Source organism: Leptolyngbya sp. FACHB-60 (assembly GCF_014695775.1).
GTDB lineage: Bacteria > Cyanobacteriota > Cyanobacteriia > Phormidesmidales > Phormidesmidaceae > Nodosilinea.
Map to the genome: position 1 here is coordinate 1 of NZ_JACJOX010000011.1, position 24,695 is coordinate 24,695.

Annotated in this window: 20 protein-coding genes and 1 tRNA gene; 15 read left to right on the top strand and 6 right to left on the bottom strand. The window is 57.5% G+C overall.

Annotated features, from left to right (window positions below):
* Positions 1 to 289: 289 nt before the first annotated feature.
* The 6 genes from H6F57_RS02565 (at position 290) to H6F57_RS02590 (ending at position 5,447) form a co-directional block, all read left to right on the top strand.
* Complete coding sequence (locus H6F57_RS02565) at positions 290 to 1,777, top strand: tetratricopeptide repeat protein (RefSeq protein ID WP_190629291.1); 1,488 nt, start codon at positions 290 to 292, stop codon at positions 1,775 to 1,777.
* A gap of 106 nt (positions 1,778 to 1,883) precedes the next feature.
* Positions 1,884 to 2,417: a DUF3122 domain-containing protein gene (locus H6F57_RS02570; protein ID WP_190629292.1), complete on the top strand. Its 534-nt coding sequence runs from the start codon at positions 1,884 to 1,886 to the stop codon at positions 2,415 to 2,417.
* A gap of 709 nt (positions 2,418 to 3,126) precedes the next feature.
* Entirely contained in the window at positions 3,127 to 3,441 is a 315-nt protein-coding gene (locus tag H6F57_RS02575; protein WP_190629294.1) for a DUF6464 family protein, read from the top strand.
* A gap of 277 nt (positions 3,442 to 3,718) precedes the next feature.
* Positions 3,719 to 4,354 carry a peroxiredoxin gene (locus tag H6F57_RS02580; protein WP_190629296.1) on the top strand — a complete coding sequence of 212 codons (636 nt, stop codon included), beginning with the start codon at positions 3,719 to 3,721 and terminating at the stop codon, positions 4,352 to 4,354.
* A gap of 122 nt (positions 4,355 to 4,476) precedes the next feature.
* Positions 4,477 to 4,959 (top strand): flavin reductase family protein, encoded by a 483-nt coding sequence (locus H6F57_RS02585; protein ID WP_190629298.1) that lies wholly within the window; start codon positions 4,477 to 4,479, stop codon positions 4,957 to 4,959.
* A gap of 134 nt (positions 4,960 to 5,093) precedes the next feature.
* Positions 5,094 to 5,447, top strand: coding sequence for a phenylpyruvate tautomerase MIF-related protein (locus H6F57_RS02590; RefSeq protein ID WP_190629300.1), 354 nt, complete (start codon positions 5,094 to 5,096; stop codon positions 5,445 to 5,447).
* An 89-nt stretch (positions 5,448 to 5,536) separates the two neighbouring features.
* On the opposite strand, the gene H6F57_RS02595 is transcribed toward H6F57_RS02590, so the two are convergent.
* Both H6F57_RS02595 and H6F57_RS02600 read right to left on the bottom strand, forming a co-directional pair.
* Entirely contained in the window at positions 5,537 to 7,507 is a 1,971-nt protein-coding gene (locus H6F57_RS02595; protein WP_190629301.1) for a DNA polymerase III subunit gamma/tau, read from the bottom strand.
* 81 nt (positions 7,508 to 7,588) lie between these two features.
* Positions 7,589 to 8,020 (bottom strand): hypothetical protein, encoded by a 432-nt coding sequence (locus tag H6F57_RS02600; protein ID WP_190629303.1) that lies wholly within the window; start codon positions 8,018 to 8,020, stop codon positions 7,589 to 7,591.
* Positions 8,021 to 8,188: 168 nt separating this feature from the next.
* Here H6F57_RS02600 and rnhA point away from each other — a divergent pair, with 168 nt between their 5' ends.
* The 7 genes from rnhA (at position 8,189) to H6F57_RS02635 (ending at position 15,345) form a co-directional block, all read left to right on the top strand.
* The gene (gene rnhA, locus H6F57_RS02605; protein ID WP_190629341.1) at positions 8,189 to 8,683 is read left to right on the top strand and encodes a ribonuclease HI; all 495 of its coding nucleotides are present in this window, start codon (positions 8,189 to 8,191) and stop codon (positions 8,681 to 8,683) included.
* A gap of 127 nt (positions 8,684 to 8,810) precedes the next feature.
* On the top strand, positions 8,811 to 9,962 hold the full coding sequence (gshA, locus tag H6F57_RS02610; RefSeq protein ID WP_190629343.1) for a glutamate--cysteine ligase: 1,152 nt from the start codon (positions 8,811 to 8,813) through the stop codon (positions 9,960 to 9,962).
* A 240-nt stretch (positions 9,963 to 10,202) separates the two neighbouring features.
* Positions 10,203 to 10,706 carry a tRNA (cytidine(34)-2'-O)-methyltransferase gene (locus tag H6F57_RS02615; protein WP_190629345.1) on the top strand — a complete coding sequence of 168 codons (504 nt, stop codon included), beginning with the start codon at positions 10,203 to 10,205 and terminating at the stop codon, positions 10,704 to 10,706.
* Between the two features lie 790 nt (positions 10,707 to 11,496).
* On the top strand, positions 11,497 to 13,695 hold the full coding sequence (locus H6F57_RS02620; protein WP_190629348.1) for a peptidoglycan DD-metalloendopeptidase family protein: 2,199 nt from the start codon (positions 11,497 to 11,499) through the stop codon (positions 13,693 to 13,695).
* Between the two features lie 179 nt (positions 13,696 to 13,874).
* Positions 13,875 to 13,946, top strand: a tRNA-Met gene (locus H6F57_RS02625).
* Between the two features lie 199 nt (positions 13,947 to 14,145).
* Positions 14,146 to 14,751 (top strand): peroxiredoxin, encoded by a 606-nt coding sequence (locus H6F57_RS02630; protein WP_190629349.1) that lies wholly within the window; start codon positions 14,146 to 14,148, stop codon positions 14,749 to 14,751.
* A gap of 57 nt (positions 14,752 to 14,808) precedes the next feature.
* Entirely contained in the window at positions 14,809 to 15,345 is a 537-nt protein-coding gene (locus H6F57_RS02635; RefSeq protein WP_190629351.1) for a peroxiredoxin family protein, read from the top strand.
* On the opposite strand, the gene alr is transcribed toward H6F57_RS02635, so the two are convergent.
* Positions 15,346 to 16,542 (bottom strand): alanine racemase, encoded by a 1,197-nt coding sequence (gene alr / locus H6F57_RS02640; RefSeq protein WP_190629353.1) that lies wholly within the window; start codon positions 16,540 to 16,542, stop codon positions 15,346 to 15,348.
* Between the two features lie 181 nt (positions 16,543 to 16,723).
* Between alr and H6F57_RS02645 the strand changes: the two genes are divergently transcribed.
* The gene (locus H6F57_RS02645) at positions 16,724 to 17,224 is read left to right on the top strand and encodes an HNH endonuclease (protein ID WP_073606362.1); all 501 of its coding nucleotides are present in this window, start codon (positions 16,724 to 16,726) and stop codon (positions 17,222 to 17,224) included.
* Positions 17,225 to 17,612: 388 nt separating this feature from the next.
* Positions 17,613 to 18,815, top strand: a complete 1,203-nt coding sequence (locus tag H6F57_RS02650) for a bifunctional oligoribonuclease/PAP phosphatase NrnA (protein WP_190629554.1) — start codon at positions 17,613 to 17,615, stop codon at positions 18,813 to 18,815.
* A gap of 124 nt (positions 18,816 to 18,939) precedes the next feature.
* On the opposite strand, the gene H6F57_RS02655 is transcribed toward H6F57_RS02650, so the two are convergent.
* The 3 genes from H6F57_RS02655 to H6F57_RS02665 form a co-directional block, all read right to left on the bottom strand.
* Entirely contained in the window at positions 18,940 to 22,164 is a 3,225-nt protein-coding gene (locus tag H6F57_RS02655; RefSeq protein ID WP_190629355.1) for an efflux RND transporter permease subunit, read from the bottom strand.
* Positions 22,165 to 22,283: 119 nt separating this feature from the next.
* Complete coding sequence (locus tag H6F57_RS02660) at positions 22,284 to 23,483, bottom strand: efflux RND transporter periplasmic adaptor subunit (RefSeq protein ID WP_199289855.1); 1,200 nt, start codon at positions 23,481 to 23,483, stop codon at positions 22,284 to 22,286.
* A gap of 207 nt (positions 23,484 to 23,690) precedes the next feature.
* On the bottom strand, positions 23,691 to 24,623 hold the full coding sequence (locus H6F57_RS02665) for an SDR family oxidoreductase (protein ID WP_190629359.1): 933 nt from the start codon (positions 24,621 to 24,623) through the stop codon (positions 23,691 to 23,693).
* Positions 24,624 to 24,695: the final 72 nt, after the last annotated feature.

The following is a 24,695-nucleotide window of genomic DNA, read 5'->3' on the forward strand; positions in this document are numbered from 1 at the left end:
TGGTGACTGTGGGAAGCTTGCTCATAATTTTGAAGCTTGGCTACAACTCCAGCCTAAAAATGCCACCTCCTATCGACTCCTCAAATTTTAGGTTTTCTTTAGAAATCAGCTCTTAGTTGTAGATCAAGGCTTAGGCAGAGGCTTAAAACTTCAGAAATCGCGATTGCAACCCACAAAAGCTGGCCTATCATTAGCCCCAGGGGCGTGGGTGGGTATGCTGACAAAATAATCTGCTTAAGGGCAGCACCAGCCTACTGAATCTGCAAACACCGTCGGTGGAGGGGAAGCAATGAAACTGCGTTATGCCATTTTGCTGTTGGGTCTGAGCCTAATGATCGGGGCCACTCCTGGGAGGGGCTATGCCCAAACTCCCGCTGAACCTGAGGGTATGGAGCCGGGGGTTGTTGAACCCGAGGAGTTGGATCTTGAAGGCTTTGAGCCCGCTCCCGCTGAGCCTGAAACACCTGACCCGGAAGCAACTGAGCCCGGTCTATCCGCCATTGGTGCCTATAACCTGGGAGTCGAACGCTACAACAGCGGTGACTACACCGCCGCCCTCGAAGCCTTTGACCTGGCGATCGAACAGGATTCTAGCCTGGCCAACGCCTACCTCTACCGAGGCCTAATTTACTCTGAGCAGGGCGACTACAATCGCGCCCTCATCGACCTCAATCAGGCCCTCAGCCTTGAGCCGAGCAACACCAACGCCCTCTTTGCCCGAGGCAGCGTTTACTACCGCCAGGGTGAGTCTAGCCAGGCCCAGACCGATTTCAACGCTGCCCTTGAGCTCAACCCAGACGCCGTAGGTGCTTACCTCTACCGCGGCCTAATTGACAGCGAGCAGGGCCGTTACGATCTCGCCATTGAAGATTTTTCCACCGCCATTGAGCTTACGCCCGACAATCCGACAGCCTACGTACTGCGGGGCTTTGCCTTGGAGCAGGTCAACAACTACACCGCAGCCGTGGCTGACTTCAGCCAGGCCATTGAGCTGAATGGCGATTTGCCGCGAGCCTATATGGGGCGTGGGGTGGCCTATTACCACTTAGGGTTGTTTGATGCGGCCTTGAGCGACCTCAACGAGGCCGTCAACCGTGACCCTGAGCTGGCCCGGGCCTACCTCAACCGCAGCTACGTTTATTTCCGCCAGGGGCGACCTAATCGGGCTTTACAGGATTTAGATCGTGCCCTTGCACTCAACCCCGAACTGTCCGAAGCCTACATGAGCCGGGGCAGCGTTCGAGCCAGACAGGGCGACCTAGGCGGGGCCCAGCAAGACTTTGCCCAGGTGCTACAGCTCAATCCTGACTCGGCCATGGCCTACAAACAAAAAGGCGATGCGCTGCTGAAAGCGGGGGATGCAACCGCCGCGATCGCAGACTACACCGAAGCGCTATTCCTCGACCCCGCCTACGCAGAGGCTTTTAAGGCTCGGGGCGACGCCCGCCTGTCTATGGGGGATGTTTTTGGTGCGATCGATGACTACAGTCAGGCCCTCGCGGCACAACCCAGCTACCTAGAGGCCTACTCGGCTCGCGGCTCGGCTTACCTTCAGGTGAACCAGCCCCAAGATGCCTATCAAGACCTCACCCAGGCCATTGTGAGCGCTTCCAATAGCGCCGACCCAAGACTGTTTTACAACCGAGGGGTGGTGCGCGCCCGTTTGGGAGATGATGCCGGTGCCCGCCGCGACTTTGAGCAAGCCGCCCAGCTCTTTTTACAGCAGGGGGAAGCTGCGGGCTATCGACAGACGCTGAATCAGATGAGCCAGTTGTAGTAGGGAAGATGAGGAGGGTGAGGATGATGGGGGAGATAATGGGCGTAGCCGCTAACAATGTGGCCGCCCTTCTCCATCTCCTCATCTTCCCTACCCTCATCCCCCCATGCATCACCTCTGGCGTGCCCTGCGGCTGACAATTCTGGCCCTCCTGCTGGGCTGTTTGCTGCTGCTGGCGCTGGCCGAGCCAGCCCTGGCATCTATTCACACTTACCACGAGCAGCCTGGGCAAACGACCTACCGTTCGCGCCAGAGCCTGCGTGACCAGACCAATTTAGCTTGGCAGGCCACGGTGTTTAAGCGTTACACCGAGGGTATTTTTCAAGGTACCTACCTGCGTTTGGTAGGCTTTCCGGGGCAGGGGGTTACAGATCCCAATCGTGACCTGGCCATTAAAACCGGCACTAGCGCCCAATGGCAAGCGCCGCACCAGCTTGATCCTCAAACCCAAGCGCTGCCCGATGGGGTTGCTCAATACCAAATAGATGCCGTGCTGGCCGATGTTCAGCGCCCGATTCCGCTGACGCTGCGGGTGCCGCTGCGGGGTGGGGGCACGGCCCGACTAGTTACGGCGCCCTACGTGGTAGAAGAATGGCTGCAACTCTACGCCATGTCTGAAGCTGCCAGCACGACGGAGTAACCGAACACAGCGAGCTATGAGATTGAAAAGCCTAGCGAAGGGGTTGAGAGAAACCACCGCGATCGCCAAAGTCATCATCAGCTATTACCACCCATACCTCTAGGCTTGCGGATGGTAGCCGTCGTCTTTGCGCTCAGGGCTAGGTTGAGGGGAGATTAGCGCCAGCGTCAGCTCGACAGAGGCAGGATTTAGATATTCAGACTTTAAAGAATAAAAAGCCGGGTAAGGCGCTATCACTGAGGAGCGAACCTCCACAATGTCCTGTGGCCCTACCCGGTCTTAGCTTTGGAGCACACGCGAGTCTACAGGATGTTTTGATAATCGGCTATAAACCAAGATCCGCCAATACATGAAAGTTCTGAAAAGTTCAGGATCTTGTTCAGGCGATAGGAAAACAAGGCGATTTTGGGTAAGAACTGCGCCAAAAACCGTTCTCCTTCAAAGTTTAACCATAAATTCATCCAATAATATCTACAGTCGGGAACCTTTTAAATGCAAAGTCGTCGTCTCTCGGTTGCAGATATCTGGAGCCTTAGCTGGTGGTGATTCACGCTATTGATTTAGCGCAAGGGGGAGGAGCGGCCTTGGCCAGCCAATGTTACGAAAAATTAATTAACGCAACGGTACGTACCAATCCCGATCGCCATTGGGCTGGTCTGCCAATTCATCGAGTTAGGATGACCTTGCTAATCTCCTAAAGAATAGGTTCATGCTCGTTATTGTTTTAATTTTCGTTGTCGGTCTTACCCCAGCCCTGGTGTCGGCATACCTGAGCGTGCGGGCTGACCGAGATGAAAAGTGCAGCAACGCTTCAACGATGCCGACCGCCTTTGGTCAGGGCATGCTTAAGCTGCTTGATGGCAATAGCGATATGCACTACGTCGATGGCATGGGCTACATGCTCGGCGACATCACCTGTGACTTAAATGCGCGATCGCCCTACCTGCGCTGCGCGATGAATCCTATGGGGCCTTGCGACGGGTGTAGTGCCTATGCGCCCAAAGTCTTTGACCGCCAGATCTAGGCGCAACCAATGGGAGGTCCCTAACCATTTCCCAACTATGGGGTCGAGCAACGATTTACGAAACACCTGGGGCATGTCCCTGGGTGTTTGTTTTGTGGGCGAGGGACATTGGCAAGCAGGGGTAATTAGGCAATCGCACCTAGCCCCAGAGCCTGCGATACAATCCTTAAGATAATCCTCTAAACCCCGACCGGAATACCGGGGTTTATGGGAGAATAGCGAACGTGAACGCTGAGCAACTTTTTTGCACCCTGTCGAGATTAAACGGAGATTTGAGATGGCGCTTCAACTTGGCGATCAGGTACCTAACTTCACCCAGCAAACCAGCGAGGGTGAGATTGACTTTTATAGCTGGGCTGGCGATAGCTGGGTAGTGCTGTTTTCGCACCCCGCTGACTACACCCCCGTGTGCACCACTGAGTTGGGCAGCGTGGCCAGACTCAAGCCCGAGTTTGACAAGCGCAACGCCAAAGTCATTGCCCTCAGCGTAGATAGCGCTGACTCCCACCAGGGCTGGATTGGCGACATTAACGAGACCCAGGGCGTGACCGTCAACTACCCTATCATTGCCGACGACGACAAAAAGGTCGCCGACCTCTACGGCATGATTCACCCCAACGCCAACGCCAAAGTGACCGTGCGCAGCGTGTTCGTCATTGACCCCAGCAAAAAGCTGCGGCTGACCATTACTTATCCGCCGAGCACCGGACGCAACTTCGCTGAGATTCTGCGGGTGATTGACTCGCTACAGCTCACCGACAACTACAGCGTCGCTACCCCCGTCGACTGGAAAGATGGCGAGGACGTTGTAGTGTCTCCCGCCATCCCCACCGAAGAAGCTAAGCAGCGCTTCCCTAAGGGCGTAACCGAAATCAAGCCCTACCTGCGCATGACTCCCCAACCCAACAAATAGGGTCAGGGCATCACACACCACACTAGGCGCACAGCAGTGCGCCTTTTTTATGACCAATTGGGTAGAGTCGGGGGCAAAAGCTGTATTACACTGCCCCTAAAGCTGCATTCTGTAGGTATCCTGTGCTAGACGAGCAAGCTAAGAAAACCCTTTTGCGCAAGATTCCCCATGGGCTCTACATCTGTGGTGTTAAAGATGGAGATGACCTCAACGGCTTCACGGCAAGCTGGGTAATGCAGGCCTCCTTTCAGCCCCCCCTGGTGGTGAACTGCGTCAAAAATGACTCCGCCTCCCACGCCATGGTGAAATCCAGCGGCGTGTTTGCCCTCAGCTTTTTAGAAGCTGGGCAGAAAGATCTGGCCCAAAACTTCTTTAAACCCTTGCGCCGGGTGGGCAACAAGTTTGAAGACATCGAGTTTTACCCTGGCCCTGAAACCGGCTGCCCCATCATTAAAGACACCCTTGGCTATGTGGAATGTCGGGTGGTGGGCGCTGTAGAGCACGGTGACCACACGGTGTTTGTGGGCGAAGTGGTCGGTGCTGCCATTCACCGCGAAGGCGACCCCCTCCTGCTCGAAAGCACCGGCTGGAACTATGGCGGGTAGATAGGTTGATGAGTTTTAAGTTCTCAGTTTTGAGTGTTGAGTTGTAGCAGTAAAGCTTAAATTCACACTCAAAACTCTTCTCACTCCCCATCTCTCCCACCCGCCCCATCTTCCTCACTCCCTACACCACACCCATGCCTCTGATCAAAGTCCAAACATCTGTCTCCTCTCCCGACAAGGCCGAGGTCGAAGGGCTACTAAAGGAGCTTTCCGCCAGTTTGGCCAGCCACTTGGGCAAGCCAGAATCCTACGTGATGACGGCTTTTGAAGCCAACATACCCATGACCTTTGGCGGTACTACAGAGCCCGTGTGCTACGTCGAGATCAAAAGCGTGGGCACTATGGGTAGTGCCAAAACCCGAGCTATGAGCGAGGAGTTTTGCACCCAGCTTGAGACCGCTCTGGGAGTAGCCAAAAATCGTACCTATATCGAGTTTGCCGATGCCCCTGGTGCCATGTGGGGCTGGAACGGCGGCACCTTTGGCTAAACGAAACCATTAGATGCCGAATCCTGCCTGCTTAACGCCAGTGCCTGTTTAACGCCAGGTTGAGATTTCGTAGGTAGCGATCGCACTCCCTAAAACGGCACATCTTTGTCGGCGTGGGAGGGCTGCTTAGCTGCTGCCTCAGAGGGCTTTAGCGGCGTTGGGTCGAGCCCGGGACTCAGGTCATCGTTCAAATCGACCACCTGCCCATTAAAGAAATGGGCAAAGTTTTTTACGGCTCGGTCAAAGTCGCTGGCGATCGCAGGCAGGGATGATGGCGCAGGAGCCGCAGGACTGGTGTCTGCCGGGAGAGGAGGATCAGGAGTTGCGGCCGGTTCTGCTGATGCTTCTGCTGAGGGCGCTGAAATGACAGGCGAGGGCGGAGGACTGAGAACAACTGGCGGCGGTGGGGTGGTATTTTGCTGCCCCGGCGCCTGGGAAATGTTGGGGGCTGGGGCCTCAGGCTTTGGGTCGGGCAGCACCTCTAGGGAAACCTGCACTTTGTGGTTGAGCACCTGCCGAAAGGCTGCCTCTACATTCTCGACTCGGCCCTGGGCCATCTTAAACAGCGGCCTAGAGCTGATGCCCACTCGGGCCACCACCCCGTCAAAAAACAGCAGGCTGCCCTGCTGCTGCATCAGGGCACGGGTGCCTAGGGGCTCTAGCACGGCTATCACCTGAAGCCACAGCTGCCCCAGGTTAGGGGATGGGGTGGCTTCAGCAGCGGACGGCGCTTCGTGGTCATTGCTGGGGGGAGAATTTGATGCGGCGGCAGGCACAGGGGCTGGCGTTGGCGCTGCCCCATTGGCAGTTCCCGGCGGCAGTGCCATGTCTGAAGGGGCGGGCGGCGGCACTGACAACGGTGGACTGACAACCGATGGTGCTGGCTGGGGTGTAGGGCTCGGTGCAGGTATAGGGGCGATCGCGCCTCCAGACCGCCCAACACCCATGGTTCCACCGGCTTGCCCCGCCAGCGTTGAGGGCAGCAACCCCAGCAGCGTTACCTCTAGCCACAGCCGAGGCTGGGTGGTGTTTTTGACCTGTCCCTCAGCGCTGCGCAGGTGCTGTTGCCCCAGCAGAAACAGGGTTGGATCGAGAGCTTGCACCAGGGTTTGCATGTCGGCCCAGGTGGGCGGGGTGATGGCTACTAGGTCGTGGCGATCGCCTGCCGTCTTAGCAATCAACAAATCGCGGTAGAACCCGGCCAGGTTTTGCAGCACAATCAGCGGCTCCCGGCCCCGATCCATGAGCTTGCGGGCACCGTCGAGCACGGCAGTGCCGTCGTCGCTAAGGATGGCCTGCACCAGGGCCAGCAGATCGCGCTCGGGTACGGCCCCCACCAAGTCCCACACCGCATCGGCTTCCACAGGAGGCGCTAGCAGACTGAGCTGATCGAGCAGACTCTGGGCATCGCGCAGCCCCCCTTGGGAAACCTGAGCCACCAGACGCAGGGCTTCGTCGCTAATAGCGATCGCCTCCTGGTCAGCAATTTTTCGTAGGTGAACGATCATTGGCTCTAGAGGAATGCGCCGGTAGTCAAACCGCTGGCAGCGAGAAATAATCGTCGGCAGCACCCGTTGGGGGTCGGTAGTCGCGAGGATGAACACCACATTGCTGGGCGGTTCCTCCAAGGTCTTGAGCAACGCATTAAACGCCGCCGTACTGAGCATGTGACACTCGTCAACCACATAAACCTTGTACCGACACTGCACAGGGGCGAACTGGGCGCGCTCGATCAGCTCACGGATGTTATCAACGCCGGTGTTGCTAGCGGCGTCAATTTCAATGAAGTCGAGAGCCGAGCCGTTGGTGATCGAGCGACAGGTTTCGCAGATACCGCAGGGGTTTGGGGTGGGGTGATCTTGGGCGATGCAGTTGAGCGACTTGGCCAAAATGCGGGCGCTGGAGGTTTTGCCCGTGCCCCGGGGGCCGCAAAATAGGTAGGCAGGGGCAATGCGCTGCTGGTTGAGGGCGCTGGTGAGGGTAGTTGCGATCGCATCTTGCCCCACCAGAGCGCCAAAGGTCTGGGGGCGATACTTGTGGTGCAGCGGTTCGTAGGCCATAGCACTAAGATACCGTGCCCGCTCCTATCTCTGGAGGGTTAACTTAACTCTCTTGATTAGGTTGGAGCAAGGCTGGGGCCGTCAGTCTGAAAATTCAATAATCAGGGTCTCCATCTCTGAGGCGGCACACTGGACGGCCTGCCCCCGAGAGGTACACATGCGGGACTGAGTCTGCTGGGCCAGAGCTTTGACGCGTTCGACCGCCGCTGAAATATCTTGCCGCCGCTGGCGATCGCTGTGGGGGCTGGGCTGGGGAATGGGCAGGGGGACTACAGCTGCCTCAGACGGCCCCTCAGCGGCAGAGTATCCCTGAAAATAGGCCAGCGCCAGCCGCCGAAAAAGCCCCTGCAAATGGCTGGGTAGGTCTTGCTCGACCTGGTTGGGCTTAGCTAGGCAATCCACTAGCTGACCCATGGCGTGGGCAATCAGCATGTTGTCTTGGCCACTGGTGGGATAAACATCCTTAAGATCTAGCCAGCAAGCCTCAAAAGCTTTTAGTTCTCGTAGCATCATGGGGTTAACTTCACCGTTGGGATAACCGTGACGAGAATAGGTGCACCCTGCCCATGACCTGAATATAGGGTGTCCGGGGAGGACATCCGGTCTTACCTTTAGCATGCCCCCTGGGAACCTAAATGCGTCACGGCTCAACTAACGACTTTTGAGGATTCTATCGAAGCAATGGCCATTATTCAGCGAATTTATACCGACGGTGCCTGTTCCGGCAACCCTGGCCCCGGCGGCTGGGGTACGGTGCTGTATCTAGTCGATGGCGGGGTTCACGAGATCGGCGGCGGCGAGTCTCCCACCACCAACAACCGCATGGAAATGCAGGCAGCGATCGCCGGTCTGACCCTGCTGCGCGACAGCGGTCAAACCGAGGCCGTCACCATTCACACCGACAGCGAATACGTCCTCAAGGGCATCACCCAGTGGATCGCTGGCTGGAAGCGGCGCGGCTGGGTCAACTCAGCCAAAAAGCCCGTGCTCAACCGCGATCTGTGGGAGGCCTTAGACAGCGTCGCCACCGAAGTAAACCAGACCCTCGATCGCCCCTTGCAGTGGATCTACGTGCGCGGCCACTCCGGCGACCCCGGCAACGAGCGCTGCGACACCATTGCCCGCGCCTATGCCGCCAAACGCGCGATCGCCCTGACGACGGCAGCCCTCTCCTAGCGACCCTTCTTAGGAGTCTACAACCCGGTCCCCCGCCACCTAAACGGGGGACCGGGTTGCCGATAGTATGAGAACAGCGATCAACTGACTAAATATATATAGTGTGCCGTCTTCAGCGAGGAATGCCGTGCTGCTGTCCAAAGGGTTTGAAATTGAGATGTATACCGGCACCCCCACCGGCGATGTGGTCGGGCTCTCCGATCGAATTGTGGCGGATCTCAATGGTTTCGTGCGTGAGCCCGACAGCCGCAACGTCGAGTACACTACCCCACCGCTCTGCCAGTACGAGAAACTGCTATGCGAGCTAGTGCGCCCCCGCCACGAGCTGCGTCAGTACCTCAAGGGGCTAGGCAACTACACCCTGGTACCCGGCAGCACCCTAGCGCTGGGGGATACCGATCGCTTCTACCGCTCTGATCCTAGCAATCCCTATCACGCCTACATCGAGCAAACTTACGGCACCACCGTAGTCACCGCCAGCGTTCACATAAACATTGGCATCTCGGATCCAGAAATTTTGATGCGGGCCTGTCGCCTGGTGCGGGTCGAAGCACCTCTGTACCTGGCCCTCACCGCCTCATCACCGTTTTTGGGCGGAAAAACAACCGGTTCCCACTCCAGCCGCTGGCAGGTATTTCCCAAAACCCCGGCTCACGTGCCCCTGTTCACCAGCCATGCCCACCACATCCAGTGGATGGAAGCCCAGCTGGCGGCAGGCACCATGCAAAACGTGCGCCACCTGTGGTCATCGGTGCGGCCCAACGGCGATCGCCGCCCCTACAACCTCAACCGCCTAGAGCTGCGCATTTGCGACTTGATCAGTGACCCTGTAGCACTGCTGGCGGTGGCGGCCCTGCTCGAAGCGCGTCTGATCCAGCTAATTCAAAATCCAGAGTTAGACCCGCTGACCCTAAGTGAGCTGCCGGGCGCTAGCCGCAACGACGACCTCGTTGCCCTCACCGATGCCAACGAAATGGCCGCCGCCAGCCAGAGCCTAGAGGCCGAGCTGCGCCATTGGCAAGACGGTCGCCCAATTTTAGCCAGCGATTGGATCCAACAGCTCTACGATGAGGTATGGCCAATCGCCAAGGCAAACGGCCTCAGCTGCTTTCTCAGCCCGGTGAAGAAGATTCTACGGGAAGGCAACGAGGCCCAGCGCTGGCTGCGGCGGCATGAAGCCGGGCAATCAGTGCAGCAGGTGATACAAAATGCGATCGCTGAGGTAGCCGCTAGCGAGGGTATATTGGCCCGTGATCTGTGCGAACCCTGCGCCGCCTAGGGGAAGTTTCGTAGGGTTAACGGCACGATCGCGGGCTTCTAAGTAAAAATTTACTTATAGGTGGAATAAGGAAAGCTTTCTTCAGTAGAACCCGATCCCCGCTTTTTCGCTCAGTTTTCGAACAGAGTAAAACTACTGAGGGAAGTATTAATAAAATCTATATCCCCTAGACATTTCCACCGCCGTCCTAAAGTCATCCCTCACCCGCTGATCTAGCCTGCTATTTTGGTTCTCTTGTCTATGCCTACCATTGTTTTAGTCACGCCCCAGATCCCGCCCAATACGGGGAATATCGCCCGCACCTGTGCCGCCACGACCACTCCCCTACACCTCGTTGGCCCCCTGGGGTTTGACCTCAGCGATCGCGCCCTCAAGCGAGCTGGTCTCGACTACTGGCCCCAGGTCAACCTCACCCTGCACACCGACTGGGATACTTTCTCTGCTCAGCAGCGCCAGCAGGGAGGTCGAACCATTGGCTTTAGTACCTCTGGGCGATGTAGCTATACAGAATTGACCTATCGACCTGATGACTGGCTCCTGTTTGGCAGCGAAACCGCAGGACTCCCCAAGACAGTCCTGGCCACCTGTGACGAAACCGCCTACATTCCTATGGATCGAACCGCTGTGCGCAGTCTCAACCTTTCCGTGAGCGCCGCCATAGCGCTTTACGAGACCCTGCGCCAGCTTCATCTCTTCCATCCACACTTCACCCCAGATAGTGCCGAAAACCGAGACCTAGCCTAGCCTTGAGCATCAGATCTAGCTGAGCTAACCAGAATTTGAGAGAGGCATATGGGAACCTATGTCAGCCATGGCAATAGTTGATAGCTATCGAGTAATGTCATCTCTTTAGATCATTGGGCTGAGCTATATAGTCTATGGCGCGAGCTACTCCGTGACCTTAAAGGGCAAAACCCGCAACCCAAGGCTTCTTCAGAGTGAAATCACCTTAAAAAGCCGCTAATACAAATAAGTGGTTTCCGACGATACAAAACGGGTACAGTCGAGATAAGAAATTTATATAGATTATCTAGGTAGCCTCGATCTCGACATCTGCCATTGGTTATAGAGGCTCAATCACCCGATCTAGAAGGGGTGCGATCGGCCTTATGAGCCAAGGGTTTTCGGCCTTAGCCGTAATAGCTTTATGGCCCTCAAAACCAAGCGTGCATTACAGTTAGTCGGCCCAGTCAAGCCCCAAACAATACGCTTGCCAAATACTTTTTTTTGCGGTTAAACGTTTATGTTGTGCTCATCAAGTTCCCGACCACGAGCCTAGTGTTTAGGGAAATGACAGAGGACATCTGGGTATTGATTTTCGTGTTAAGTCATGTAAACTTGCCTAGGTTGCCGAAAGCAGGGTATTGTTGCCTAGCTAAGGCGTTAATCTGTCGATCCGTTGTTGTTCTTCTGCTAACACCTTGCCTTGTCACTCCTCAACCGATAGAGTTTCTGCCAACTGGCGGTGCCTCCATCCGATGAGTTGTGGGGCTTTCATTAGGTTGTTAAGCGCTGGTTTACAGGAGGTCGTTCCTTGAAACGCGTAGTTCCCCAAGAGTCTGAAGCTGATTGCCTGCCCTCTAGTTTGAGCAGCGCTCAATCTGAGACTTCAGGAGGTTATCGTCGAGTGCAAACCTCGGCAGCCATGCTGGGCCTAGCCCTATCTTTCGGAGCGTCTGCTCCGTTTCTCACAGAGCCAGAATTAGCCCTAGCTGCCGATGGCCCTAACCTAACGGTGTTACCTGCGGCGAAGCGAGATCAATCTCCGACGCCCAAGTTGGTGTCCGCTGAGACAACCTCATCCTCGGCTTATCACACCGTTGAATCAGGTGAAAGCCTCTGGAAAATTGCTGCCCAGCACGAGGCCGATGTTCAAGCCATTAAGGTGGCTAACGGCATTGCTGGAGACGATGTATTACGGGTTGGGCAGGTTATTCGGGTTCCTGCCGTAGGCATGGCCAGTTTGACTGTTAGCGCTGACGTCTCTCGTTTGGCTCTCAAAGCCGGTGTCGCTGGAGGCGTTGGTGGTGATTTAGCAACGGCTAGCAGCCTGTTACCCTCCCACGACATACCTTCAGCGGATGAGCTAGAAAAAACTTGGCAGTTAGAAGAGACTCTGGCTCTCACGAGTGAAGATGAGCTATCTGAAGCAGATCTCGCTGCGGCTAACCTAGACAAATTTTCCTCAGAAGAGCTTGAGAGTAGCGCTAGCGGCAGCATCTCCTCACTCCCCCTGGCTGCCCTCCCTACCCTTGAACAAGAGGCTATCCAGGAGCCTGCAGCAGCTCCGGTCGCCGACGATCAGCCAGCCGCCGCCAGCCAGCAAATAGCCAGGGTTGACGAGGTAGCTAGTGCAACGGCCGAACCAGTTGAGTCCTTTGCTAGTTTGCCGCTCTACGAGGCAAGCGAACAGCCGGTTGCTACCGCTCAGACGCCACGACCCGTTGCTGCTGCCAGCACTCTAGCTCCGGAAACTGCCAGCACCTTAGTTAGCACTCTAGCTCCAGAAACTGCCAGCACCTCAGTTGCAGAGAGCAAGAAAGATTTCACCGTAGCGGCGCTGCCTCCACTAACGTCTGCGGCGACTTCAACCGCTGAAGTTGGTACTGTACGGTCCTACCAGGTAAAGCCGGGCGACACCCTATGGTCAATTACCTCTCGCAACGGCCTCACCCTAGATGAGCTTCTCAGCCATAACAACGCTGTCAACCAGCCTGAAGCTCTATCTGTCGGCGACAGCCTGAGCATTCCCTTAGCCTCAGCGACGGAAGAAGCGGTTGGCCTATCCTCCAGCGGTTTGGCAGCGGCTCCTAGGACCCGTGAGCAGGCCATTCGCGACCACTTGTCCCGCATTCGTGAGTCAAATAGCAGCCAGGTTAACCGCGACGCACTCAATGCGCGAATTCGTGAAGCTCGTCAAGAGCTTGAGCGCAGCCGTGTCACCAATGCAGCTCCAGCAACTGTCGCTCTGGAGTACCATAGCCCTGAGCCAGTAGCTGTAGCTTCCAGCGCAGTGGGTGGCTCTGAACCTGCTAGCGCAACAGCTCTAGCCTCTAGGGAGGGTGCCCAAACCCTTGTGTCGTCTGCTGCTGATGCCGAGTGGACAGTGACCGATGCTGCCAAAGACCAGGTGCAGCCGATCGCTACTGCCCTGAATCCAGCAGTTGAGGCCGTGGTTGATGAGCCTGTGCAGGTAGATGCCGCAGCTCCTCTTAGTCAGCTGCTGGCAGCTGCTCCCCTGGGTGCTGATGCTTATCGGGTTGCGCCGAGCATGCATGTTGGGCAGACCGTATCTCCCAACATGCCGATGATGCCGGGTGCCAACGAGTTTTTACCCGAAGCACCTCGTCTTTCCAACGGCTATGTTTGGCCTGCCCGTGGCACCCTGACGTCTGGCTACGGCTGGCGTTGGGGCCGCATGCACCGCGGTGTTGACATCGCCGGGCCAGTCGGGACTCCGATTGTGGCGGCAGCGCCGGGTGTTGTCGCGCGATCGGGTTGGAATTCCGGTGGCTACGGCAACCTGGTAGATATTCGTCACGCCGACGGTAGCCTGACCCGCTATGCCCACAACAGCCGTTTACTGGTGCGTGAGGGTGAACAGGTGCGCCAGGGACAGCAGATCGCTGAGATGGGCAGCACAGGCTACAGTACCGGGCCTCACCTTCACTTTGAGGTGCATTTGCCTAGCAGCGGTACCGTCAATCCCATGGCCTTTCTGCCCGATCGCTAGATATTTGGCCATAGTTTAGTGAAGCGGGCTGACATTGCTGTCAGCCCGTTTTTCGTAGGATCTTGTCTATCAAAAAAATGCTGGATACAGCTTGGTATAGTGGCTAATTTTGTGATAGATTCATTAACTGTTGGTTGACTGATAGGGCTATGCCCTAGCCGGAAAAAAATCGATGCTACGGCTCAGTAGCTCAGTGGTAGAGCAGGGGACTCATAAGCCCTTGGTCGCAGGTTCAAATCCCGCCTGAGCCATTTTCAATTACTTGTCCAGCGCAGCTTTTTCGCTCCTTTCCCAGATTAAGGTTCGGCTGTGGTGGAGCGTCGAAGGGTTTTGGGTATATATCAATATGGCACCGCTAGGCCAAGTACGGACGCTAGAGGCGGTTTTCTCTGGCCTAAGTACTATGATGATACTGCGCACCCGGTGGTACGACCTTGAGGGGATTAACCCATGCCTGATCTGAGAGATGACTGTTTACGGGTAGGTCAGATGGCCCCCGACTTTAGCGCCACCGCCGTAGTCGATCAAAATTTCAAAATCGTTAAGCTATCCGACTACCGGGGCCGCTATGTGGTTCTGTTCTTTTACCCCCTCGACTTCACCTTCGTTTGCCCTACGGAAATTGCAGCCTTTAGCGATCGCTATGATGAGTTTGAGGCTCTCAACACCGAGATCTTAGGCATCTCTGTAGACAGCGAATTTGCGCACCTAGCCTGGATCCAAACTGAGCGTAAACTAGGAGGGGTAGGCGACTTGAACTATCCCCTGGTATCTGACATTAAGAAAGACATCAGCGCTGACTACAACGTGCTTGACCCCGACAGCGGAGTAGCGCTACGGGGGCTGTTTATCATCGACCGAGATGGGGTGCTTCAGCATGCCACTATCAACAACCTGGCTTTTGGCCGCAAGGTCGATGAAACCCTGCGGGTTTTGCAGGCCATCCAGCATGTGCAGGCCAACCCCGATGAAGTCTGCCCGGTTGATTGGCAACCGGGAGATAAAACCATGAACCCCGATCCGGTCAAGGCACGGGAATTCTTTGCTGGGGTTTAGCGATACTGTGGCGATTGCCCCTGCTATGCCGCTGTTGTATTGTCATTTTTTGGCCTGATGACCCCGATCGCGCCGCTCCCAAACCAGGCTACTCCCTGGCGCTATTGGCTGCCGTTGCCCCCTCGATTAGGCCTGCCCCTCGGCCAGATATGCCCCGACTTTGCCCTGTGGGATGTCACCTACCAGCGCACCGTGCGCCTGGCTAACTGGCGAGGGAAGCAGCCGGTAGTCTTGCTCTTTTGTCGCCTCCCAACAGAGATGGCCTACAGCCCTCAGCGGTACGCTTCGCTGGTAGCGTTCAATCAGGCCTACGACCAGTTTCGCAACGCTGGGGCCGAAGTGTTGGCGATCGGCAATCAGCCCCAGCGTCAAGCTCAGGCGGCAGTAGACGATCTGAGCTTAAGATTGCCGCTGCTGTGCGACCCCACAGGAGCAAGCTTTCGCACTTACCACACTGGGCAAGCGCTGGGGGCACCCCTGCCAGCGCAATTTGTGCTAGACGCTCAGGGGCGACTACGCTACTGCCACCTGTTTTCGCTGTTGCACCCAACTACATCGCCGGAAACGCTGCTAGCCACTCTAAGTAGGCTTTAGCTAGCTCTGGATGGCGGTAGAGGCGGCTAGGGGCTGCTCCACGGCGATGCGGGGCAGACGGTGCTTAAAGCCACAGAGAATTTCCCAGCTGATGGTGTTGGCCATGGCAGCCCAATCGTCGGGGCCAATGGTGTGGTGCCCGTCGCGGCCGAGTAGGGTGACGACATCGCCCTCTTGCAAGTTGGGGATATCGCTGACATCTAGCATGAGCTGATCCATCGTGATAGCGCCGATTTGCTGGGCTAGGCGGCCTTTGACCATAACCTGTAGCCGGTTAGAGAGCACCCGCGGCACCCCGTCGGCGTAGCCAATGCCGACCACTGCTAGGCGGAGGGGGCGATCGCACACGTATTGATGGCCGTAGCTAACGCCGGTGCCTGCGGGCACATCCTTGAGATGGGTGATGCGGGCTTTGACCTGCATCACCGGCTGTAGATCGAGCCGCGATTGCAGATGGGGGGCTGGGTAGAGGCCATAGAGCCCCAGACCGACTCGCACCAGGTCGTAGTGCAGCGTGGGGTCAGCCAGGGTGGCGGCGGTGTTGGCCAAGTGCAGCCGGGGAGGAAGCAACTGCTGCTGTTGAAGGTGCCCTAGCGCCGCCCTAAACCGCTGCTGCTGCTGCTGCATAATGGTGGGGTCGGGGCTGTCAGCGGTGGCCAGGTGAGAGTAGAGGCTGTCGATTTTGAGGTGGGGCAACTGCCGCACAAACTGGACAAAGTCTACGGCCTCAGCCCAGGGAAACCCCAGGCGGGTCATACCAGTGTCGATCTTGAGATGCACTCCCACCGGACAGGAAGCAGCTAGTCCAGAGAGCGTGTCGGAAAAAACTAGGGCCTGCTTGGGGTTGACCAGGGTGGGCTGGAGTCGCCAATGGGCGATCGCCTGCATTTCTTCAGGGCTGTTGACCGCCCCCATCACCAAAACTGGTGCCTGAACGCCTGCGGCCCTCAGCTCAATTCCCTCAGGGACGGTGGCCACGCCAAGCCAGGTGGCCCCAGCTTGCAGCGCCGTTTGGGCAACGACAACAGCACCGTGACCGTAGGCATCGGCCTTCACTACCGCCATGAGTTGGGTGGTAGCGGGCAACAGTCCCCTAAACTGGCGCACATTGTGGCGCAGCGCCGCCAGATTGATCTCGACCCAGGCACGACAGCAGCGCATGGGTTCCAGGCTTGGAGTGTGATCCCAACTCAGCATCGTGTTCCTCCTTCACCACCGGGGCTAGCGCCTCATCATAGCGCCAGAACTGGCCAGCAGATGGGCTGACGCTAACCAAGGTACTGACTCCAGGACAGTCTACCAGAGGTCAAAAACCTCAACTTAGCTTCTGTGCTAACATCAATCCAAATATTCTTTAGCCAATTATCCGCGCATTTGAATGGGTAAGGTTCTGGTGCTCAACGCCTCCTATGAACCGCTCAACATTACGAGCTGGCGTCGGGCTGTCGTCCTTATTATTAAGGGCAAGGCGGAGCGGGTTGAGCATAATGGCAAGTTTGTCTACGCTGACTTTCCGCTGCCGACGGTAATACGCCTGCGCCACTACGTACGGGTGCCCTACAAAGATATACCACTCACTCGGCGCAACTTGCTCCAGCGCGACAACCACACCTGTCAGTACTGCGCCTACAGCGGCGACGGCCTCACCCTCGACCACGTGATACCCCGATCGCGCGGCGGCGGCGACACCTGGGAAAATATGGTCGCTGCCTGCGTACGCTGCAACGTGAAAAAGGGCAATCGCACCCCAAGGGAAGCCAATATGCCACTGTTTAGCCAACCCCGCAAGCCCCATAGCAGCCTCTACTTTGAGGTGACGCGGCAAATCCACAGCGGCGTACACCAGGAGTGGAAGAAGTACGTCATTGGCATCTCATGATTGCTCTATACCCATGATTACGCTGTTGGAATCGCCTAACTGCCCTATCTCAATAATTGCTCTGAGCGTAGCCGATGCTGCGACGCTGCTCGACTACCGGTAGCTTCATCCTGAGGGGTGCTACCTCAAGGTCATGGGGATTGAGATCCCATGACCTGATGACCGTTAAAAGCAGACTCTATCGGGTGACTCTAGCAGTTCCGCTGCAATTTGCGATAATGAAGTAGGGCCACGGCGCTATCGACAGCGCTTTTAAATCAAGACGATGGTGAGCCAAGCGGGTTGACGTTAGCTCCCCTAACGCCGTTGAGGTCTATCCCTTGTCTTTGCACTAAGGGGCTACGTCTATCTACCATCGAGCGCGCTGTCGCACAAGGAATTGCCCATGATGACATTCAATTTAGACTCCGACACCGCTGAAACCACCTTTCCTAACGGCAGCGGCACGATCTCTCTTGTGCCCCGCCCTGAAAACGACAGCGACTCCGAAGATCCGGTGCAGGCGGTGCGTCGACTGCTAGAGGGGCATCGCGGCGATCGCCACCTGGTGCTGCTGCAAGACTTTCCCGACCCCGATGCGCTGTCGTCAGCTTGGGCCTACAAGCTGATTGCCACCAACTACAAAATCGAGTGCGACATTGTCTACGCGGGCACCCTTAGCCATCAGGAAAATATCGCCCTCGTCCGGCTCACGGGTCTGCCTGCCCGCCGCTGGCTGACTGCTGCCGATGGGGCTCACCTGGCTGATTACCAAGGGTTGGTGCTAGTCGACAACCAAGGCACGACGAGCCAACTCTACGAACACCTGCGGGAGGCGGGGCTGCCCCTGGTGCTGGTAATTGACCACCACGCCCCCCAGTCTAAACTCGACGCCGAATACATTGACCTGCGCCCCCACATCCGGGCCACGGCCACCATCTTGACCCAGTATTTGCAGCAGGGGCTGCTGAACCTCGATCGCAACAACAGTAAGCACACCAAGTGTGCCACCGCTCTCATGCACGGGCTGCGGGCTGACACCAACCAGCTGATGCACGCTGGGGCTAGCGACTTTATGGCGGCGGCCTACCTGAGCCAGTTTTACGATGGTCAGCTGCTGAGTGCCGTGCTGCAAGCGTCGCGCTCAAAGCGGGTGATGGATGTGATCGAGCGATCGCTGCGCAACCGCAAGGTGCAAAACAACGTCTCTATCGCCGGGGTCGGCTACCTGCGCTACGACGACCGCGACGCCATTCCCCAGGCAGCAGACTTTTTGGTGACCGAAGAAAACGTGCACACCGCCGTGGTCTATGGCATCGTCCACGACGAGGATGAAGAGCGCGAGGTGGTGATTGGCTCCCTGCGCACCAGCAAAATCACCCTCGACCCCGACGAATTTATCAAAGAAGCCTTTGGCCAAGACAGCGAGGGCCGATTCTTTGGCGGCGGGCGATCGATGGCTGGCGGCTTTGAAATTCCGGTGGGCTTTTTGTCGGGCTTTTACGAAAACTCGGAGTTCAACCGGCTCAAGTGGGAAGTCTTTGACACCCAGATCAAACAAAAGCTCTGGCGGCTGATCAACCCTGAAGAAGGCATGATCAACACCGATTAGGGCTGGAACTCTTGTTTGGCCCATAGTCGACCAGTGGCAAAGCTCTAACAAGACCAGGCGACAAGAACAAAACCCCTCACCTAGCTCTAGGTGAGGGGTTTTGTTCGTTGAGCAGGGTTGTTGCCTAGGACTGAAACATTTCAGGCGATACCGGCTCAGTGAAGTCGTCTTCGGCGATCGCCCTCTGCCCCCCAGACCCAAACCCGCCGTGCAGCAAGGTGTAGAAGCAGGGAATGATAAACAGCGTCAGCACCGTGGCTAGCGATAAGCCCGAAAATACCACAACACCTAGAGGTTGCAGAAACTCTGACCCCTCGCCAATGCCCAAGGCCAGAGGAAACAGCCCCAGTACCGTTGTGCAAGTGGTCATCAGAATAGGGCGCAGGCGGCGAGGGGCAGCGCGCAGAATGGCCTCTTGGCGCGAGCAGCTGGTGGCCTCATAGATCTGGTTGGCCAGCTCTACCAGAATGATGGCGTTGTTGACCACAATACCCACTAGCAGCACCGCCCCCACCACCACTGTGGCCCCGATTGCCGTCTGAGTCACATACAGACCTAAAATCCCCCCTGCTAGGGCCAGAGGCACGGTGAGCATAATCACCAGAGGGTCGATCAGCGAGTTGTACTGCACCGCCATCACCACAAACACTAGGAAAGCGGCCAGGGCACCGAGCACCACCAAAGACTTCTGTAGTTCACTATTGGTTTCGGCGGCGGAACTTGGCAGCACAGACACGCCCTCAGGCAGATCGATGCCCTCCAGAATGGCCTGCGCCTCAGCCAGGGCTGCCCCTAGGCTAGCTCCCTCAGCTAAGTCGCCCCCAATCAGGTAAACCTGCCGCCGGTTGATGCGCTGAATTTCGCCCGGCGCTGGCCCCAGACCAACCGTGGCAATATCGCCAAGCTGAATGCGCTGCCCCCCGTCGGTAAAGAGTGGAATATCGAGCAGCTGAGACGACTGCTGCACGCTGCCGGGCTCGATCTGCACCTGCACATCTACCAGGCGATCGCCCCGCTGGAGCTGAGTGGGCACCGAGCCGTTCAAAGCAGTTTGAATGGTAGCCCCAATATCTGCGGCCGAGAGGCCCAAGTCGGCGGCCCGAGCCCAGTCGGGCAGAATGCGTATCTCTTCCTGGGGGTCTTCGCCTTCGGGACGGAAGCGGGCCAGGGTAGCCTGTTCACCTAGGGCAGCAACCACCTGCTGGCCTGCCTCAAGCAAAGCCTCGCTATCATCACCTTGAAGGCCGACATCCAGGTCAGAGCGCACTGGCGAGTTGCTCAAGACCAGACCCCGAACCGATTCAGGACTGACGTTGAGGCGAGTATCCACTAGGGGAAGACGGCTCAGTTCACCGTTGACCCGCTCCACAAACGCCTCAGTGTCAGTGCCGGGTTTGAGGGTGATGGTGCTGCTGCCCCGCAGAGTATTTTCGCTAGTATTACTGCCAAATAGAGAACCGCCCGCCGTGGTGAAAACATATTCGGTTTCAGGTTGGGTGAGCAACACCTCATCGACGGCCTGCATGACCCGTCGGTTGCCCTCAACGGTTGTGCCCGCAGGTAGGCGAGCAAATACCCGCGCCTGCCCGGTGTTAATGCGGGGCAAAATCTCCTGAGGAATTTTGCCCACCATCCAGTAGCTGCCGCCGCCAAACACCAGCAGCGCTAGGGCAATGACAAAGACACGCCGCTGAACGACGCGGCTGAGTAAGCGACCATAGCCCACAGTCAAGCCTTCCAGACGATTGTTAAACCAGCGGAATGGCCCCCAGCTTTGCAGCGATCGCGTTGGCCGCCCCATAATCAACCGTGCGGCTAGGGCAGGCACTACCGTCAGGCCCACCACCAGAGACGCGGCCACAGAAAAGCTAACAGTCAAAATCAGCTCATTAAAGATCAGCGCAATGAACCCCCCAATCAGCAAAAAGGGCAGCACCGCCACCAGGTTGGTCAGCGTAGAGGCAAGCAGAGCACTCTCTAGCTCTTGACTGCTGGCTTCGGCCTGAAAAATCGCCTCGCGAACGCTGTAGCCCCCCTCGTGGCGCGATCGCTCCAGTTCTTCGGCCCGTTTGGCCATATTTTCTAGCATGACGATGGAGTTATCCACCACAATGCCGACTCCTAGGGCTAGGCCCCCCAAGCTAAACACGTTGAGCGACAGACCAAACAGCCCCATCAAGATGAGGGCCATCAGCGTCGCTAGAGGGATGGCGGTAACAATGATGAAGGTTTGCCGCAGAGAACCCAAAAACAGCAGCACCACCAACCCCGCCAGGGCAGCCCCGCTCAACCCCGACATAGTCACGTTATTGATGGAGTTGCGAATAAACCGCGACTCGTCGAGGGTGGCGACTGTGTCCATCCCCTCGGGCACTTGGCCAGCCTGACGCATTTCTTCTAGCTTGGCCTTGACCCCGTCTACAACATCGATGGTGTTGGCAGCGGGCTGCTTTTGAATGCTGACCTTGACGGCGGGCTGACCATTCAAATTGACGAAGACTCGCTGCTCCTCGGTGCCGTCAATGACGGTGGCGACATCCTGCAAGTACACCTGCTGGGGCGGGTCGGTGCCCGGTACAGTAATGGGGATATTTTGCAGCTCATCCGCTGACTCAAACCGCCCTACTAGTCGGGTGAGGTTTTCTTCGCTGCCGCCCCGCAGCCGCCCACCGGAGATATCCTGGTTGCGCTCTTCTAGGGCATCGATGATGTCGGTGACGGCGATGCCTGCGGCCTGAAGGCGGCGCAGATCGACGTTCACCTGCACCTGCTCATTGACGCCGCCGGAGACGTCAGTGCTGGCGACGCCAGGCACCTGTTGAAGCTCTCGGGCCAGTTCTTCCTCAGCAAAAATGCGCAGTTCTTGCGAGCTGAGCCGGTCAGAGGTGAGCGCCATCTCGTATACCGGCAACTGGGAGGGGTCGGCCTTGAATAGTCGCGGTGTCTCGATGCTTTCGGGCAGGGTGCTGCGGGCGCGGTTGAGAGTGGCTGTGGCGTCGTTGAGGGCCTGGTCGATATTGCCGCCAGGCTCAAAATATAAGTCGATGCTGACCTGCCCTTCTCGGGTTTGAGAAAACACTTGAATGACGCCTTCGGTGGCGGAAAGTGCTTCTTCTAGGGGGCGGGTTACTTCGTCAATAGCCACCTCGGGCGATAGACCCGGCGTGTCTCCCCGTAGGCCAATGCGGGGGTAGGTGATGGAGGGCAGCAGGTCTACCGGCAGCTGCGAGGTGATAAAAAAGCCCATCACGAAGACGGTTAGCGTCAGCATCAGAGTGCCAATGTGTCGCCGAATCGCCAGCCCGCTGATGCTAAAGCTGCTCTTGGGAAAGGAGGAGGGGGTAGTCATGGGTGGAGGAGGGTGAGGGGCGTGGCGATGGGAGGGTAGAAGTAGTTTTGAGTGCTGAGTGTTGAGTTTTGAGTTCTCTAGGAATCGCTTAACTCAAAACTTAAAATTCAAAACTTTTCTCAGCCCTCGGAGGTCAAACTGAGCTCTACGGTTTGCCCTGCTTCTAGGGGCTGACTGCTGCGGACGACATACTGTTCGCCGGGGGTGAGGCCAGAGAGAATGGTCACCCGGCCATCGGCGCGATCGCCCACCTGCACCGATCGCGACTCAACCACCGGGTCGCCCTCGGCTTCAGTGACGACAAAGATCTGGTTGTCGCTGTTTTCTGCAGTTTCTAAAGCGCTTTCAGGCACCACAACGACATCGGATTGATTGCCGCTGCTGGTAACTCGGGCCAGCAGACCGCTGCTGATGCGGTTACTGGGGTTAGCTACGGTAATCTCGATGGGCAGCAGCCGCGAAGTGCTGTCGGCTACTGGCGAAATGCGCGTCACCTGACCGGTGAAAGTGTCGTCGGGGAAGGCATCAATGGCAATCTCAACCGACTGCCCAACACTAAATTCGCTGAGGTTGCTGTCGGCCACTTGAATGACAACCAGAATTTCTGACAGGTCGCCCAGCGTTAAAACAGCCTCTCCAGGCAGGATTAAATCGCCAGGTTCAGCAATCCGTTCTAGCACGACGCCTGACAATGACGCAGTTAGGTTGGCAAAGGAGAGGCGCTGCTGGGTCTCGCGCAAGATCGATCGCTGGGCTTCGACGCGCTGCTGGGCCGCCGCCACGGCCTGTTGTCGGGTGCGCACCTGTTCTTGAGACGAGGCCAGGGCCTGTTCAGACGTGCGCAGGGTGGTTTGGGCCTGCTCGGCGGATTGAGTTGAGATCGCGCCCTGGGAGGCAAGGGTCGCCAGGCGCTGGGCGTCGTTGCTGGCCTGCTGGAGCCGCACTCGCGCGTCTTCGATGGAGGTGCGAATGTCCGCGAGTTCGGCCTCGGCCTGGGCGACTTCAAACTGGCGGGCGGCGAGTTCGGCCTGGGCTTCGCCTACGGCGGTTTGCAGCAGCACGTTGTCGATGGTGGCAACCACCTGGCCCTGCTGCACCGTGTCACCGACATCGCGGGTCAGGGAGAGGAGACGCCCTTCGGCCTGCGATCGCAGCGAAACTTCTCGTGCCGGGCGGGTGGTACCGGTATAGATGCGGCTCGAATCTTCGGCGGCGGCAGCCACGGCTGTATCAACGACGGTGGGGCCCTCTTGCTGCTCGGGCTGGGCCTGGGCGGCGGGCTCTATGGGTTTGCCACAGGCTACCGTTGCAATCGCCATTGCTCCGATCAACACTAGCCCCGGCAATTGCCTTAGGGAGGGTCGTGGCCCCCCAAAATGACCAACAACCATACCTAGTTCCCTTAATCTGTTGCTTTACTTTACTTTACAATCTTCAGCCGGGCTTCTATCTTTTAGAGGATGCCAATCCCGAGGGCTGTTATCTGACCTCGATACGTTTCCCACGGTGACTGGGTTCTAAACTCTCTATCGGTAAGGCCAGGCTTTGGTTGCCCTTAGTCCTGCCACCACGCCACGGGGACGATACCCCAGGTCGATCGCTCGCCGGCTGCCAGACGACACATCCGCCGGACGGGCGGCGGGCATGGGTACATCAGCCTGCTTGCTCGGCACCAGCAGAGTTTTGTCAAACCCAAACACCTCGGCCAAGTGCAGGCCAAAGTCGTAGCGGCTGAGGCGATCGGGGCCGCCAAGGTGCAGCAGACCCGAGGCCTTCTCTAGGGCAAGCAGCAGGCCAGCGGCGGCGTCTTCAACGTAGGCCGGGGTGCGAAACTCGTCGGTAAACAGGTGCAGGGGCTGCCCTGCCTCCAGCGTGCGTAGAAACCCCTGCAAAAAGCATTCTGCCGTTGGGCTAGGAGGACCGTACAGCAGCGGCATGCGGCAGATGACAGCGTTGGGATGGGCAGTCTGAATGATGGCTTCAGCTTCGACTTTGTGGCGACCGTAAACGCTGATGGGGCTGGGGGGTGAGGTTTCGTCGTAGGGGGCCGCCTGGCCATCAAACACCTGGTCAGTAGAGGTAAAAGCAAAGGGAATGTGGCGATTCGCGAAGCGATCCGTCCCGGAATCGCCGCAAATTTGGGCCAGCACCCGCGTCGCTTCGACGTTCATGGCGTAGGAGAGGTCAGGCTCCTGTTCACAGCGGTTGGGCTGCGACAGGGCGGCGGTGTGAATCACGGCATCGGGGGCGACCTGCGCGAGCCACTCTTTGAGGGCGATCGCATCAGTGAGATCAATACAGTGCAGTTTCACCCCTGGCAACGGGGGAGAGTGGTGGTGATAAGTGCCCTCGACCTGCCAAGTCGCCTGAGCCGCGCGGGCCAGATGCCAGCCCAAAAAACCGCTAGCGCCAGTAATCAGCAGGCGGCGGTGGTTTGAGGCCAAGGTTGGGTGTGCCATAGCGCCCGAGATGGGATTGAATGAAGAATTGCCGAGCAGGGATTGCGGGTAATGGGCCTAGCGGAGTTGAAC